This is a genomic window from Trichococcus sp. (assembly GCF_049589555.1).
In the GTDB taxonomy this organism is placed as follows: Bacteria; Bacillota; Bacilli; order Lactobacillales; family Aerococcaceae; genus Trichococcus.
Map to the genome: position 1 here is coordinate 1 of NZ_JBAWAZ010000186.1, position 15,216 is coordinate 15,216.

Here is a 15,216-nt window from a genome sequence, read left to right on the forward strand (position 1 = left end):
GAATATGATGACTGGAAAGAAGCCTGAAAATGGCTTCTTTTTTTAATAGTCTTATCCTATCAGCGCCGAGCCTTCGGAATTGAATTTTCTGTCGAATACTGGTACATTTATCTAGTAACCAAAAGCATTACATCTAGTATCGAAAACTAGATTAAATTTTCTTTAGTTCAGAAAGCAGGTTTTCCCGTGAAGCTTAAACCAGAATTGGAAGAATATCAGCAACAGCTGCTCGACTTGACGTTCATCCGATTTGACGAGCTGCCTGATTTTGGCCTCTACAGCGACCAAGTGATCGCCATCATCGAAAAGCAATTGAGTTTCCTGAACGCCACCCAGGAAGAGCGCATCATCACACCGGCTATGATCAATAATTACGTAAAACTGCAGCTGATCGATAAACCAGAGAAAAAGAAATATTTCAAAACCCACATCGCCCAATTGATCGTCATCACTTTGCTCAAGCAGGTATTGCCGTTGTCAGAGGTGAAAAAAGGCCTGGAACTGCAAGTCTCCATCCGCGGATTCCAGATCGCCTACGACACCTTCTGCCAGGAATTGGAGTATGCCTTCCGGATGCTCTTCCGCGATCTCGACAAGAAAGAGCATTTCACCTATACCTTGGAGGATATCCACAGCGAAAACATCGCTTTGAATATGATCACGCTGTCGCTTGCTTCGAAATTATTGACACAAAAAATCATATTGGTCGATGGCGTCAGTCACGCATCCAATAAAGGGGAGAATACTAATGATGAAAGCTAATTCCATTGCCGTCTTGGCCGATTCCTGCAACGATATTCCGCAGGAGCTGCTCGACAAATACCATATCTACACCTTGCCGCTGATGATCAATTATAAAGATGCGAGCTATCGCGATCGGGTCGACATCACACCGGAGCAGGTCTACGAAAGATTCCAGGAAGAGATTCCGAAGACAAGCCTGCCTTTGCCGGAAACGATTGCCGAAACTTTCGCCAAGATCAAGGCGGACGGCTTCGATCAAGTGATCGTATCCGCCATTTCCAGCGGCTTGAGCGGCACCTGCCAAGCCATCAAATTGTTGGCGGACGATATCCAGGATATGCAGATCGTCGTCATCGACACGCTGAATATCGCCATCGCCTCAGGATTTGTGGCGCTTTACGCTGCCGAGCAGATCGAAGCGGGACTTCCGTTCGATGAAGTCGTTTCGAAAACACAAGCAGCCGTGAAAAAGTCCACCATCCTGTTCGGAGTCGGCACCTTGGAGTACCTGATGAAAGGCGGCCGCATCGGTAAAGTCTCCGGGATCCTGGGAAGCGCCTTGAACATCAAACCGATCATCTCCTGCAACGAAGAAGGCATCTACGATACGGTCGCAAAAGTGCGCGGCCGCAAACAAAGCATCCAGAAACTGATCGATATGACCCGCGAAAAACTGGGTCAGCACAAAAATTACTACTTGTCGATTTGCCATGGGGATGCCTACGAAGAGATGCTCGTTATGAAAGAACAGCTGAAGGATCTGGTCGCCGGCGCCAAAATCTACGCCGAAGGTCAAATTTCCCCGGTATTGGGTGTCCACACCGGACCCGGTCTGCTCGGAGTCGGCATCATGGTGTTGGAGGACTAAAAGAGAGTGATGATCCGCCTAGCCGGAGAACAGCGGCGGAATTCGGCCGTAGCTCCGGCCAGGCCACCTTCGCCGGAGGACATCGGTGATGATCCGCCTCAACTACGGCGAAGGTTCCCTCATCGGAGAACACAACCAAAATGTCGGGCGAACTCCGGGGAAGCCTCCGTTCTCCGGAGTTTAACAACAAAAAAGAGTGGCTGCCCGAAATGGCAGCCACTCTTTTTATGCTATCTGTTTTTTAGTTTGATTTCATCAATTCATCGACGTAAGCAACTGTTTCCGGTTGGTTTGCTTCGATTTCAGCGATTTTCTCTGCGAATTGTGGCAAGTGCTCTTTGTGTGCATACAATAATTCATCCAACAAAGTCTTAGCCGTTGTACCGCCCGGCACAAGCGGGTTGATTGTGAATGCTTGCAATGCCGCACCATAGCTGCCTGTGATGGCTGCACGGATGACTGTTTCTTCCATCGCTTTCATGCCTTGCAATAAGCCACGGGCCGCTGAAGGCATTTCGCCCCAGTTGTATGGTTCTGCTCCATGGGCTGTGATCAAGGCGGAAACTTCTACGACGCAATCATAAGGCATATCTTGGATCGTACCGTTGTTCGCTGTTGATACGACCATGTCCGTGCGTTTGTCGTTTTGGATCGACGCGATCACTTCGCAGGCTGCATCGCTGTAGTGCGTACCGCCGCGTTGCGATAATTCTTCCGGCTTGTAGTTCAAAGCTGGATCTTTGTAAAGCTCGAACAAGCGCGTTTCAGTTGCCTTGACGACTTGCGCACGCGTTTCGCCTTTTTCGAACTCTTCGATGGAATGTTTCAACATTTCATCTTCGATATAGTAATAACGGTGGTATCCGCAAGGAAGCATTCCCAGATCCTTCAATTGCTCATAGTGGAATTGCGCACTGTGGATGTTCTTCAGATGGTTTTCATCTTCGGTTTTTTGCGGTCCGTAAACCATATCGATCACTTCATCTGTGCGTTCAGCGCCCTTGTCATCCCAGACACGGTGCCAGTGGAAGTGGTTGATTCCGGCAAATTTGAATAATAATTCATCTTCAGGAATCGCTAATTTTTCTGCTGCGACTTTGCGGTGTCCGATCGGAACATTGCATAGGCCGATTGTTTTCTTCCAACCGAAATGTTTGATGGCTGCTTCAGTCACCATACCTGCAGGGTTCGTAAAGTTGATCAACCATGCATCCGGACATTGCACTCTCATATCCGCAATGATCTGGCCGATGATCGGAATCGTACGGAAAGCTTTGAACATACCGCCTGCACCATTGGTTTCTTGACCCAAAACACCATGGGACAATGGGATGCGCTCATCTTTGATACGAGCATTCAGTAAACCTACACGGAATTGCGTCGTTACGAAATCTGCATCTTTCAAAGCATTGAAACGATCCAATGTTAAGTGGACTTCCCAGTCCAAACCAGCCGCCTCGACTTGGCGTTTCGCCATTGCGCCGACGATCTCCAGTTTTTCCTTACCTGCTTCGATATCCACCAACCAAATTTCTTTGATAGGCAATTCATCTTTTCTTAAGATGTATCCTTCAATCAATTCCGGTGTATAACTGGAACCTCCACCAATCGTTACAATCTTCAAAGCTTCTTTCGACATGCATGCTTCCTCCTATTTTTGGTTACTTTTTTGCTTTCCGGCTCAGCCGGCTCAAAAATTCTGTCGTGACAATGCATTCCCTGGCAAAAACGGCTAATGTCCTCAACACCCGGTCAGGAAAGGCTTTCATTCCAAGCGTCCGTGAAAGGGCTTTTCGCTTCCTGAGTTTATGATAGCACAACCCCGGCGCATCCGGAGAATCCCCTTACATTTTGATTGCAGGTTCCCTATTATGATTTTCGTTTCAGAAATGAAACAGTTTGTTTCATCCTCAAAGGATATCCAGCGCCGTTTTGCGAGCGGGTGCCGGGAACCTTTTGTCCAGCAGTTTCAGATCTTCGTCATCCAGACGGATTTTGGAAGCTTGGGCATTGAGATACGTGTGCTCAGGGTTGGAAGATCGCGGTATCGCTGCAACGTCCGGCTGGATGATACACCACGCCAGAATGATCTGGATCGCTTCGACACCGTGTTTTTTGGCGATGCGCTGCACTTCTTCGCTCTCCAACAATTGCCCGCGCAAGCGGCCTCCTTGAGCTAAAGGCGAGTAGGCCATGATCGGAATGTTATGCTCCCGTTGCCATTTCAGCAAATCGTACTCTATTCCGCGGGAGCCCAAATGATACAAGACCTGATTGACTTGGCATTGGTTCCCGTGCTCCATCGACAAGAGATTCTGCATATCATGGATATCGAAATTGGAAACGCCCCATCTGCCGATTTTCCCTTCCGCCTTCAGCTGTTCCATTCCGGCTATCGTTTGCGACAAAGGCACACTTCCGCGCCAATGCAGCAGATAGAGATCCAAATGGTCCGTATCCAATCTGCGCAAACTCTCGGCACAGGCAGCCAAAATTTCATTCCGGCTGGCCCGATGGGGATACACTTTGGAAACAAGGTAAACCTGGTCGCGGATGCCTTTGATCGCTTCACCCACCAAGTGCTCCGACTTCCCGTCCCCATACATTTCAGCTGTATCGATAAGGGTCATGCCCAGTTGCACACCTAAACGCAAAGCCTCGATTTCCTCTTGCCTTTTTTCAGGATCTTCCCCCAAATACCATGTTCCTTGCCCCACTTGCGGCATCATGCTGCCATCCGGCAACGCCACCATCCGATTGGCATTTTCCCTCTGCAGAGACGCCATTGTATGTTCGTCTATGTTCGTCATTTACAGACACCATCCTTTCTGTTTTCGACAATATTCCTTACATCAAGTATACCTTTTTTTGTAGTTAATACAAAAATAATCACAGCGCTTCCATTTCTTTCGATTCGGTGGCCTTTTCCTTTGGCGATTTCATTTTTGTGGCTTATGATAAGGATATAAAACTATTCTGCAAATCGTCAAAGTCGGATTAAATGAATCAAGGAGGACGAATGGATGAAATACAGGAATCTAGGAAAAAGTGGTTTGCGCGTCAGCGAAATCGCACTGGGCAGTTGGTTGACGTACGGAAAATCGGTAGCGGATCAAACAGCGGAGGAGTGCATCCGAACGGCATATGAAGCAGGCATCAACTTTTTCGACACAGCCAACGTTTATGAAAAGGGCGCTGCTGAGACTGTGCTCGGAAAAGTGCTGAAGGACTATCGGCGCTCCAGTTTGGTCGTCGCCAGCAAAGTCTATTTCCCGATGGGTGACGGCCCGAACGACAGGGGCTTGTCGCGCAAACACATCATCGAATCCTGCGACGCCAGCCTGAAACGCTTGGATATGGATTATCTGGACCTTTACCAATGTCACCGTTACGATCCGAGCGTCCCGATGGAGGAAACGCTCTGGGCGCTCGATGATCTGCAGCGTCAAGGAAAGATCCTTTATGCCGGCGTCAGCGAATGGCCAGCCGACAAAATCCAGGAAGCCCACCAGATCGCAAAACAGCATAATTTCCGGCCACTCGTTTCCAACCAACCGATTTACAATATGATCGAGCGCTATATCGAGGTCGATGTGCTCCCCGTCTCCGTCGCCAACGGCATGGGCCAAGTCGTCTTTTCCCCATTGGGACAAGGCATCCTGACCGGCAAGTACAAATCCGGCCAACAAGTTCCGGAAGGCAGCCGTGCCGCCAACAGCAAGCTGAACAGCACGATGCAAAAGTATCTGGAAAACGAGTCCCTGTTGGAAGCAGTCGGGGAAATCGAAGCCATCGCGCATGAATTGGAAATAACCATGCCTCAACTGGCTCTGGCCTGGATTCTGCGCCAACCCGGCGTCAGCTCCGCCATCATCGGCGCCAGCCGTCCGGAACAGATCGAGGATAACATCAAGTCGGTTGATATCGAATTGACGGACGAACTGCTGCTTGGCATCAACCAAATTTTATTGAAAGTGAGCAGCTTCAAACCTAGAAGTTGAGCGTATATTGAATCGTTCTGGATACCAGGACACAGAAAGAGGCCACCTTTGATGGTGGCCTTTTTGCTGTTCTTCTCCATTTGTTCTCCAATCGAAAAAAAAATGTGAACTCCGGCGAACGGAGTCTTCGTAGGAGTACGGCCCACATTTTTGCTTGCCTTCTCCGATGAGGAAGCTCTCGCCGTAGTTGCGGCAGATGACGACCGGCGTGCTCCGGCAAGCAAAGCTTCACCGGAGCTGAGCGGAAATCCGAAAGTTCCGAACCGCTCTGCTCCGTCCGCTGGCTCTCAATCCAACGCTAAAATTTCCAGGATGGAACGGACATCGCGGACAGACACCTGGCCGGGTGCGGAAATCTCTTTTGCCGCCGCAAAAGTCAGGCACGAACCGAACAGTTCTCCTGCCAACCGCGAAATGACGCCGTATTTGCCCATCGACATCGTGATGCACGGGCGGTCAGCTTTCGCTTTTTTCATTTCCAACGTCGCCGCCAGCAGCGTCAGGACATCTTCCTCGCTTTGCGGCATGACCGCAATCTTCGTGATATCCGCCCCGAGTTCCTGCATCTTCACCAATCTTGCGACGATTTCCTCTTTAGGGGGCGTACGGAAAAAATCGTGGCTCGACAGAACGACTTTCACATTTTTATCATTCGCTTCGGCAATCAATCTGTTCACTTCTTCTTCAGAACTGAACAGTTCGAGATCGACCATGTCCACCAATCCGCTCCGGATCGCGAAACGGTTCAATGCAAAATAGCTTTTCAGACTCAGCTCGCGCTCTCCGCCCTCTTTTTTTGTTCGGAACGTGAACAACAACGGCTTTTTGTAGATGCTGTTGATTTCAGACAATAATGCCCCGACCTGTTCGGGATGCTCTACATCTTCGAAAAAATCGATGCGCAACTCCGCCAGATCGAAAGCAACGTTTTCTAGCCTTTTGACTTCCTTAATGATTTCCTGTTTTGTTTTCCCTACCAACGGCACGCAGATTTTCGGCCTGCCTTCGTTGAAGACGACATCTTTCACTTGAACGGTTTTCACTGGTGTATCCCCTCCATGGCGCATTCCGGTCTCCTCTTCCTTAAACTTTCCGGTCAAAGGAAGCTGAACTTACGAGTATATGATACTTCCCATTTTATCGTTAATCATGTCAAAATCATAGAGCACTTTACGGAACTTTTAGATCTGTCCATTGTTTAAATCTATTTCTATTTTGAAACATACCGGGCACATCAGGACACAAAAAGCTGCCACCCGCTCCCAAACGGAACAGATGACAGCTTTTTTTGACATTGACTAGTCTAAAAGAAGTTTATTTTGCGAACTTCGCTTGATAGGCTGCAACCACTTTTTCAGTAGTGAAGCCATATTCCGCCATTACCACGTTGCCGTTGCCGCTTGCGCCGTAAGTATCGATGCCGTAAGCCAATCCATCCAAGCCGACATAACGTTCCCAGCCGAAGGTCGCGCCCATTTCGATGGACATGCGGTTGCGGACTGCGCCAGGCAAGACTGTTTCTTTGTAGGCAGCATCCTGCGCTTCGAACAGATCGAAACTCGGCATGGAGACAACAGAGACGTCCACTCCAGCTTCACGCAATTGTTGCTGCGCTTCCACAGCCATGCTCACTTCCGAACCGGTTGCGATCAGGATGCCGGCAGGCGTTTCGCCTTGTTGTGGAGAAAGCACGTAAGCACCCTTCTTCACGCCTTCACGGGCCATTTCTTTTGTGCCTTCCAAAACAGGCAAGTTTTGGCGCGTCAGCACCAACATCGTTGGTTTGTCCGCTGAAGACACTGCGATTTCCCATGCAGCACTGACTTCATTGCCGTCGGCCGGACGCAGAACCGTCAAGTTCGGCATGCCGCGGTAGCTGGACAAGTGTTCCACTGGCTCATGCGTCGGGCCGTCTTCGCCGACCGCGATTGAGTCATGCGTCATCACGTAAGTGCCAGGCAAGTGCGAGATGGCAGCCAAACGCATTGCTGGGCGCAAGTAGTCAGTGAAGACGAAGAATGTTCCTACATACGTTCTGGTTCCGCCATGCAGAACGATGCCGTTCATGATAGCGGCCATCGCGAATTCGCGCACACCGTACCAGATATTGCGGCCGGCATAGTTGCCCGGCTCAAAATCGCTTGCCGATTTGATCATTGTGTTGTTTGAAGAAGATAAGTCCGCAGAACCGCCCCAGAAATAAGGTACAGCTTCACCCAATGCTTGGATTGCTTCAGCACTGGTCACACGGCTAGCTTTGGCTGCGCTACCCACTTCATAAGTCGGCAGTTTGTCTTGCCAGCCTTCAGGTAATTTACCTTCGATGGCAGCTTCGAATTGTTGCGCTAATTCTGGATAAGCTGCTTTGTAGTCGTTGAACATCGCTGTCCATGCCGCTTCCGCTTTTTGGCCTTCTGCAACCATTGTTTCGTCGAAACGGGTTGTCACTTCAGCCGGTACGCAGAAAGCTTCGTCCGCACAGCCGTAAGCCGCTTTAGCGAAGGAAACGCCTTCCGCTCCAAGGGGAGCGCCATGCACTTTATGCGTTCCAGCGTCAGGAGCACCAAAGCCGATGATGGTTTTGATTTCGATCAAAGTTGGTTTTTCGGTTTCAGCTTTCGCTTCTTCGATGGCTTTGGAGATGGCTTCCAGATCATTGCCGTCCTTCACCAGGATATGTTGCCAACCGTAGGCTTCAAAACGGGCAGCTACATCTTCAGTGAATGATTTCGAAGTCGGTCCATCCAAGGAGATATCGTTGGAGTCATACAAACCGATCAGTTTGCCCAATTTCAGGTGGCCAGCCAAGCTGGCTGCTTCATGGGAGATGCCTTCCATCAGATCGCCGTCGCCGTTCAGGAAATAAGTGTAGTGATCCACAACAGGGAAGTTTTCTTTGTTGTAGGTAGCAGCCAAGTGCGCTTCCGCCATCGCGAAACCGACCGCATTGGCGATCCCTTGGCCCAAAGGACCAGTTGTTGCTTCCACGCCGTCCGTGTCATGCACTTCCGGGTGTCCAGGTGTCTTGCTGCCGAATTGGCGGAAGTTCTTCACGTCGTCCAGGCTCACATTGAATCCGGATAAGTGCAACAAGCTGTACAACATGGATGACCCATGTCCAGCCGATAATACGAAACGGTCACGGTCTGCCCACAAACTGTTCTTAGGGTTGACTTTCAAATGTTTTGTCCAAAGCGCGTAGGCCATCGGAGCGGCTCCCATCGGCAAACCAGGATGCCCTGAATTGGCCTTCTGTACGGCGTCTATGCTAAGTGTACGTACTGCATTAACTGCTAACTCATCAATTTGATCAAACATTTTTTTCCTCCTCAAGATAGTGAATCTAGTATTGAACTCCTCAACCAACTTTTACAATCATGATTTAATCTTATTATAACATATTCCGAATCGGTTTATATCGGTTTATTAACTTAGATATGCAGCAATAATGGATTATCAATCCGACAATTCAACCAATCGCTCACCGTCGGCTTCCTTGCATCTGTTCTCTTCCAATAAAGTCAATTTTCTTTTCAACTGACGATAAGCGTACATCATAGGAACGGCAGCCCCCGCCCAAGCAATGGGATTGGCAAAGGCGACAGCCTGGTAGCCTAGCAGACCGGAAAATCCCAACGGAACGAGGATGCGTGCGACCATCTCCATCACACCCCCAAAGGTAGGCGCAGCGTTGTCCCCAACCCCTTGCAGCGTATACCGCAAGATGATCAACGTCGTCAATACAAGATAGAAGCTGGCCGTGGCAACAAAATACGTATGCGCATACGCCAATACGGCCGGATCATTCTGATTGAACAACAGCCGGATGAGATCCGTCCCGAAGAACAAAAGCGCTCCTCCCAACAGGATGCTGTAGACAAAAGACAGCAGCAAACTGATGCGGGCGCCTGCCCAAATACGCGAGTACAACCCCGCTCCATAGTTTTGGGCTGCGAAAGTCGCCATCGCGATACCAATGGAGGCTATCGGCAGCGTCGCCATGATGTCCAATTTTTGGGCGATGGCATATCCACCGACCGCTTCCGGGCCAAATCCATTCAGACTTTTCTGCAATACAATCAACCCGATCGAAATGATGGAGGCTTGCAGACCGATAGGGAGCGAAATTTTCAACGGCAACGAGAAGTCCGTAGGCTGCATGTGCCAATCTTCTCTGGAGAAACGCAGAATCGCCATTTTCTTCCTTATGTATACGAAACAGAGAAAACTGGCGAACAATTGCGACGCAACAGTCGCCAGCGCCGCTCCTGCGACCCCCATAGAAAACCCGACAATGAACACATAATCCAATGCCACATTCAATATGGAAGAAATCACCAGGATGATCAGTGGCAGTTTGCTGTCACCCAGCGAACGCAGGATGTTGCTCAGCAAATTGAATACCATGATCGCCACCGAACCCCACATCAAAACCAAAAAGTAGGCTTCGGCTTCCTGGCTTATTTCTGCCGGCGTATCCATGTACAACAGGATATCTTCAGCGAAAAAAACACTCAGGAGGGTTATGAGGACAGTCATGATGAGTGTTATCGAGACGCTTACTGTGATGCTCTTCCGTATCCGCTCCTCATTTTTCGTGCCAAAACGCTGCGCTATGACGATCCCTAAACCCGAAGTGACCCCGACTCCGAATCCATGGATAAAGAAGAGCACCCCACCTACCGAACCGATGGCCGCCAGTCCGTCCACCCCCAATGTCCTGCCGATGATGATTGTGTCCGCTAAGCTATATACTTGTTGGAATATGTTCCCTATCAGCATCGGAACCGAGAACAGCACGAGCAGCTTCAGAGGACTGCCGGCAGTCATATCTTTTGTCATCCTTCACCTCCATTTGATGATCCTATGCCTTGCTGATTTACATTATACCAGATGTGTACGAACAAATTAACAAAAACACGTAATTTGTACCTACAATAACCCCATTCTATTCGTTTGGCTTGTTTCCGAAGTCGTTGTCGGCGAGTATTTTCTCGCACAGCGAGTGGCTCAGATAGCTTGATTCTGTGGAGACTGGATTTTCATGATTTTTTACTCCCTCAACAAACGCAGCGATCAACGGTGCGAATCCTCTTTTGCGGAGCGTCCCTTCCCAATCGCCGAAAGCAATTTGCTGCTTGCCATTTTTTTGTTCGATGGTCATATCGGTCAAATTCAGGACGCGCGCGATCCCCTCAGGACTTTGGACTTCCATGACTTCCTGATTGGCTCCCGCTTCATAGTTCATCGAAACGAAACAAGTGGTGCTCTTCGTTTCGAGCATCAGCCATAGCCGTTTCAATTCCCCTTCGTTTTCGACCAGATGCGATTGCACCGACACCACCTCATCATCCAACAAGTACAAAGCGGTATCCGCGATATGGATGAACAAATCGTAGACGGCGAAGCGGACCGGCTCAACATTCTTCACGCGATCCTTCTGAATCAGGATCATCTTTTTGTCAGGAATCCCTTTCAACCGTTCCACCATCGGAGCAAAACGGCGATTGAAGCCAGCAGTAAGGAGCAAGCCCTTAGCGTCCGCCAACTCGATCAGTTCCTTTGTCTCTTTCGGATCATCACTGATGGGCTTGTCCACATAAACCGAAATGCCGCTCTCCAGCAACTTGCGGATGATTTCCGCATGGGCAGCGGTAGCTACATGCACAAAAGCAGCTTCGATGCCGCTGTCCAACCATTCCTCAATCGAAGTATACAAATGCTGGAAGCCAAATTTTTCCCCAACAGCTTCCAGCTTCTCTCTGTTCCGCGAGCACAGATGCCATTCCACCTCATCCTGCATCTCGACCATAACCGGGAGATACGCCTTTTGCGCAATGTTGCCTAAACCGATGACTCCAATTTTCATCATCTATCTCCTCCAAACCTGTTTGTTCTTTTTATACCATAATCTCGTTGCGAATTCTCGCTAAAAGGCGGAAATAATTGAGAAATAATAAAAATATATATTTTTCTTTGAAATCGATTGCATTTTCTTTTTTTGTTTTGTATAATTCTGTTTGAAGTTATGTATAGACATAGAAAAGGAGTTGTTTAGATGAAATACGAATTTCCTGCAGGTTTTTGGTGGGGATCGGCAGCAAGCGGACCGCAGACAGAGGGCACGGTTGCCGGAGACGGCAAGGGAGACAGCATCTGGGATCATTGGTACAAACAGAACCCAGAGCTGTTCTTCAATCAAGTCGGTCCTGAAGACACATCCTACGTATACAATCGCTACAAAGAAGATATAGCACTCATGAAAAAAACGGGACACACGACGTACCGAACCTCCATTCAATGGAGCCGTCTGATTCCGGATGGGATCGGCGCAGTGAATCCTGAGGCGGTGGCGTTTTACAATAGTTACATCGACGAGCTGTTGGCCAACGGCATCGAACCTTTCATGAATCTTTATCACTTTGATATGCCGTTGTCATTACAACAGAAAGGAGGCTGGGAAAGCAAAGAAGTCGTGGATGCCTATGCGGATTACGCGCGCATCTGCTTCGAACTGTTCGGCGACCGCGTAAAAAAATGGTTCACCCACAATGAACCGATTGTTCCGGTCGAAGGCGGCTATCTCTACCAATTCCACTACCCTAGTGTCGTGGATATGAAAAAAGCCGCTCAAGTCGCTTATCACGAAACGTTGTCAAGCGCAAAAGCCATCAAAATTTATCATGAAATGAACCTTGACGGGCAAATCGGCATCATCCTCAATCTGACGCCTAGTTATCCGCGCAATGAGAATGATCCTGAAGACGTCAAGGCAGCCCGTCTCGCTGATGCCTTCTTCAACCGTTCCTTCTTGGACCCTGCCATCAAAGGCACCTTCCCCGAAGATTTGGTTTCGCTGTTGAAGGAATTGGATTACCTACCGGAATATACGCAATCGGAATTAGAACTCATCAAACAAAATACCATCGACATTCTGGGGATCAATTACTATCAGCCAAGACGCATCATGAAAAAAGAAAGCACGGAACGCTTGTCCGACAAGCCGATGCCGGATGATTACTTCGACAATTACATCTGGCCGGAACGCAAAATGAATCCATACCGCGGCTGGGAAATCTACGAAAAAGGCATTTACGATTGCCTGATCAACGTCCGTGACAACTACGGAAACCTGCCCTGCTACATTTCCGAAAACGGGATGGGTGTGGAAGGCGAAGAGCGCTTCATCAACGCGGATGGCATGATCGAAGATGATTACCGTATCGAATTTGTCCAAGATCATCTGAAATATGTCCATCAAGCGTTGCAGGAGGGTTGCAACGTGAAAGGTTACCATATGTGGACGTGCATGGATAACTGGTCCTGGACAAACGCCTACAAAAACCGCTACGGGTTCATTGCGGTCGATCTGGCGGAAGAAGGAAAACGCACAATCAAGAAAAGTGGTTACTGGTTTAAACAAGTTTCAGACAACAATGGTTTTGACGCATAAGTTTTCTAAGAGAGGAAAATGACCAATGAATAATTTTATTGATAATTTAGCCGAAAAATTGACTCCCCTTGCCGGCAAGCTCGGCTCAAACAGATACTTAGCAGTATTGCGTGACGCTTTTATGCTTTCTTTCCCACTGACGATGTTCGGTTCGATCGTCGTTGTATTGAACAACCTGCCGTTCTGGAGCGATGATCTGAAAGGGACTTTGGGCGGCCTGTTCGGAAACGGGCAAAATGCGACCATGTCCATCATGACGATTTTCATCACGTTCGGTATCGGGTATTACCTGACCCGTTCTTATGATGAAGATGGCATCTTCGGAGGAGCTGTTTCATTATCTTCTTACTTGATTTTGACACCCTTCAACTTTACAACAGCAGACGGTGCTGAAGTCAGCGGCGCCCTTTCTTTGGATCGCTTAGGCGCTAAAGGGATGTTCATCGGCATGTTGGCTGCCTTCATCGCAGCTGAGATTTATGTGCGAATCACCAAAAAAGGGATCGTCATCAAAATGCCTGAAGGTGTTCCTGATGCCGTTGCCCGCTCATTCGGTGCCCTGATTCCGGCAATTTCTACACTCACCGTTTTCCTGATGCTTAATGCATTGGTTTCTGGCGTCTTTACAACAAACTTGCATGATGTCATCTACACAGTCATCCAAAAACCGCTTGTCGGATTGGGAAGCAGCTTGCCTGCTACTTTGGTTTCTCTGTTCTTCGTGCAAATCCTTTGGTTCTTCGGCTTACATGGCCAAATCATCGTCAACTCCGTCATGGATCCGATCTGGAACACCTTGGCTTTGGAAAACTTGGATGCTTTTAAAGCTGGCGAAGCACTGCCGCACATCATCACAAAGCCATTCATGGAAACATTCACAGTCGGTCTGGGTGGTTCCGGTATGACGTTGATGGTAGTCATCTTGATGGCATTCGTCATGAAGAGCCGTCAAATGAAGGACATCGGTCGTTTGGCGATCGGACCTGGCTTGTTCAACGTTAACGAACCCGTCATCTTCGGATTACCGATTGTATTGAACGCATCCATCGCTATCCCTTGGATTTTGACACCTTTAATCGTAACGACCGTAAACTACTTATCAATGGCATCCGGTTTGTTCCCTACTCCAACTGGCGTAACGGTTCCGTGGACTGTTCCGTTATTCTTCAGCGGTATGATGGCCACCAACTCCGTTATGGGGGGCGTGCTGCAACTGATCGACTTCGTAATCGTCGGAGTGATGTGGTATCCATTCCTGAAGGTTGTCGACAAAGCGAATTTGGCACTAACTTTCGAGGAAGACACGCAGGCATCTGACCGCACTCCCTTGCAAGGCGCGCAATCAAAAAACTAAACTGATTCATTCCGGAAACTACATTCTCTGATCTTTCCGAGCAAATGGCCCGAGGCAAACTGCTTCGGGCCATTTGCCTTTCCTTAATCAGCCAAATGTAAAGGTTAACTTGTTTCAAGTCTAGCCATTACGGTATAATGGGGAATGAAATCGTGTAATTTCCGGGAGGATCGACAGTAATGAAAAAATATGAAGAAATAGCGGATGAATTGCGGCGCCGCATCGCTGATGGCGAATACGCGGAAGATGAAATGCTCCCGGACCAGATCGCTCTGGCGGAAGAATTCGGCGTCAGCCGGATGACCTTAAAGAAAGCCATCGACATGATCGCAATGGAGGGACTTATTTTCCGCAAACGGGGTGTCGGAACCTTCGTCATCAAGAGCGCCCTCTGGAACAGCGGAGATTCCAAAGCAGATGAATATGCTGGCTTATCCAAACAGTTCCCGAATAAGGCTGTAAAGAGCAAAATCATCCTTTTTGATATCATGTTTCCTCCCAAGACCATCCAAGCCTTGTTAATGCTCGAAGATAATCAGCCTGTCTACCATCTGCAGCGGCTACGGATCATCGACGACAAACCGTATATACTTGAAAACACCTACTATGTGGCTGGATTGGTGAAGGACCTGACGGAGGACATCATCCACCGTTCCATCTACGACCACATCCGCGATACGTTGAAACTGAAAATCGGCGGCGCCTACCGAAAAATCCACGCCGACCGATCCAATGAACTGGATTGGCAGGAACTTGAGTGCGATCAATATACGCCGATCCTTGAAGTGGAGCAAGT

12 protein-coding genes are annotated in these 15,216 nt (G+C 48.8%); 6 read left to right on the forward strand and 6 right to left on the reverse strand.

The genetic code is table 11. The features are described from left to right. Positions 1-186: 186 nt before the first annotated feature. Positions 187-762: a DUF1836 domain-containing protein gene (locus WBV27_RS07205; RefSeq protein WP_424200713.1), complete on the forward strand. Its 576-nt coding sequence runs from the start codon at positions 187-189 to the stop codon at positions 760-762. Then, a complete protein-coding gene (locus WBV27_RS07210) occupies positions 752-1,612 on the forward strand; it encodes a DegV family protein (RefSeq protein ID WP_424200733.1) in 861 nt (286 codons plus the stop codon). The genes WBV27_RS07205 and WBV27_RS07210 overlap by 11 nt, the downstream gene beginning before the upstream one ends. A gap of 241 nt (positions 1,613-1,853) precedes the next feature. Here the strand turns inward: WBV27_RS07210 and WBV27_RS07215 are convergent, their stop codons facing one another. Both WBV27_RS07215 and WBV27_RS07220 read right to left on the reverse strand, forming a co-directional pair. Beyond that, entirely contained in the window at positions 1,854-3,251 is a 1,398-nt protein-coding gene (locus tag WBV27_RS07215; protein ID WP_424200715.1) for a 6-phospho-beta-glucosidase, read from the reverse strand. Between the two features lie 271 nt (positions 3,252-3,522). Continuing rightward, positions 3,523-4,422: an aldo/keto reductase gene (locus WBV27_RS07220; RefSeq protein WP_424200717.1), complete on the reverse strand. Its 900-nt coding sequence runs from the start codon at positions 4,420-4,422 to the stop codon at positions 3,523-3,525. 213 nt (positions 4,423-4,635) lie between these two features. Between WBV27_RS07220 and WBV27_RS07225 the strand changes: the two genes are divergently transcribed. Next, the gene (locus WBV27_RS07225; RefSeq protein WP_407434012.1) at positions 4,636-5,613 is read left to right on the forward strand and encodes an aldo/keto reductase family protein; all 978 of its coding nucleotides are present in this window, start codon (positions 4,636-4,638) and stop codon (positions 5,611-5,613) included. Between the two features lie 287 nt (positions 5,614-5,900). Here WBV27_RS07225 and aroD read toward each other — a convergent pair whose 3' ends face one another. The 4 genes from aroD to WBV27_RS07245 form a co-directional block, all read right to left on the reverse strand. Next, on the reverse strand, positions 5,901-6,680 hold the full coding sequence (gene aroD / locus WBV27_RS07230; RefSeq protein ID WP_424200719.1) for a type I 3-dehydroquinate dehydratase: 780 nt from the start codon (positions 6,678-6,680) through the stop codon (positions 5,901-5,903). 247 nt (positions 6,681-6,927) lie between these two features. Then, on the reverse strand, positions 6,928-8,931 hold the full coding sequence (gene tkt / locus WBV27_RS07235; protein ID WP_424200721.1) for a transketolase: 2,004 nt from the start codon (positions 8,929-8,931) through the stop codon (positions 6,928-6,930). Between the two features lie 138 nt (positions 8,932-9,069). Beyond that, positions 9,070-10,455: an MATE family efflux transporter gene (locus WBV27_RS07240; protein ID WP_424200723.1), complete on the reverse strand. Its 1,386-nt coding sequence runs from the start codon at positions 10,453-10,455 to the stop codon at positions 9,070-9,072. A 106-nt stretch (positions 10,456-10,561) separates the two neighbouring features. Then, a complete protein-coding gene (locus WBV27_RS07245; protein WP_424200725.1) occupies positions 10,562-11,485 on the reverse strand; it encodes a Gfo/Idh/MocA family protein in 924 nt (307 codons plus the stop codon). Between the two features lie 186 nt (positions 11,486-11,671). On the opposite strand from WBV27_RS07245, the gene WBV27_RS07250 reads away from it, so the two are divergent. From WBV27_RS07250 to WBV27_RS07260, 3 genes are all read left to right on the forward strand, one after another. Continuing rightward, positions 11,672-13,066 (forward strand): glycoside hydrolase family 1 protein, encoded by a 1,395-nt coding sequence (locus tag WBV27_RS07250; protein WP_424200727.1) that lies wholly within the window; start codon positions 11,672-11,674, stop codon positions 13,064-13,066. A gap of 25 nt (positions 13,067-13,091) precedes the next feature. After that, positions 13,092-14,420, forward strand: coding sequence for a PTS cellobiose transporter subunit IIC (gene celB, locus WBV27_RS07255; RefSeq protein WP_424200729.1), 1,329 nt, complete (start codon positions 13,092-13,094; stop codon positions 14,418-14,420). 179 nt (positions 14,421-14,599) lie between these two features. Beyond that, a partial coding sequence (locus WBV27_RS07260) for a GntR family transcriptional regulator (protein ID WP_424200731.1) occupies positions 14,600-15,216 on the forward strand: 617 nt, incomplete at its 3' end.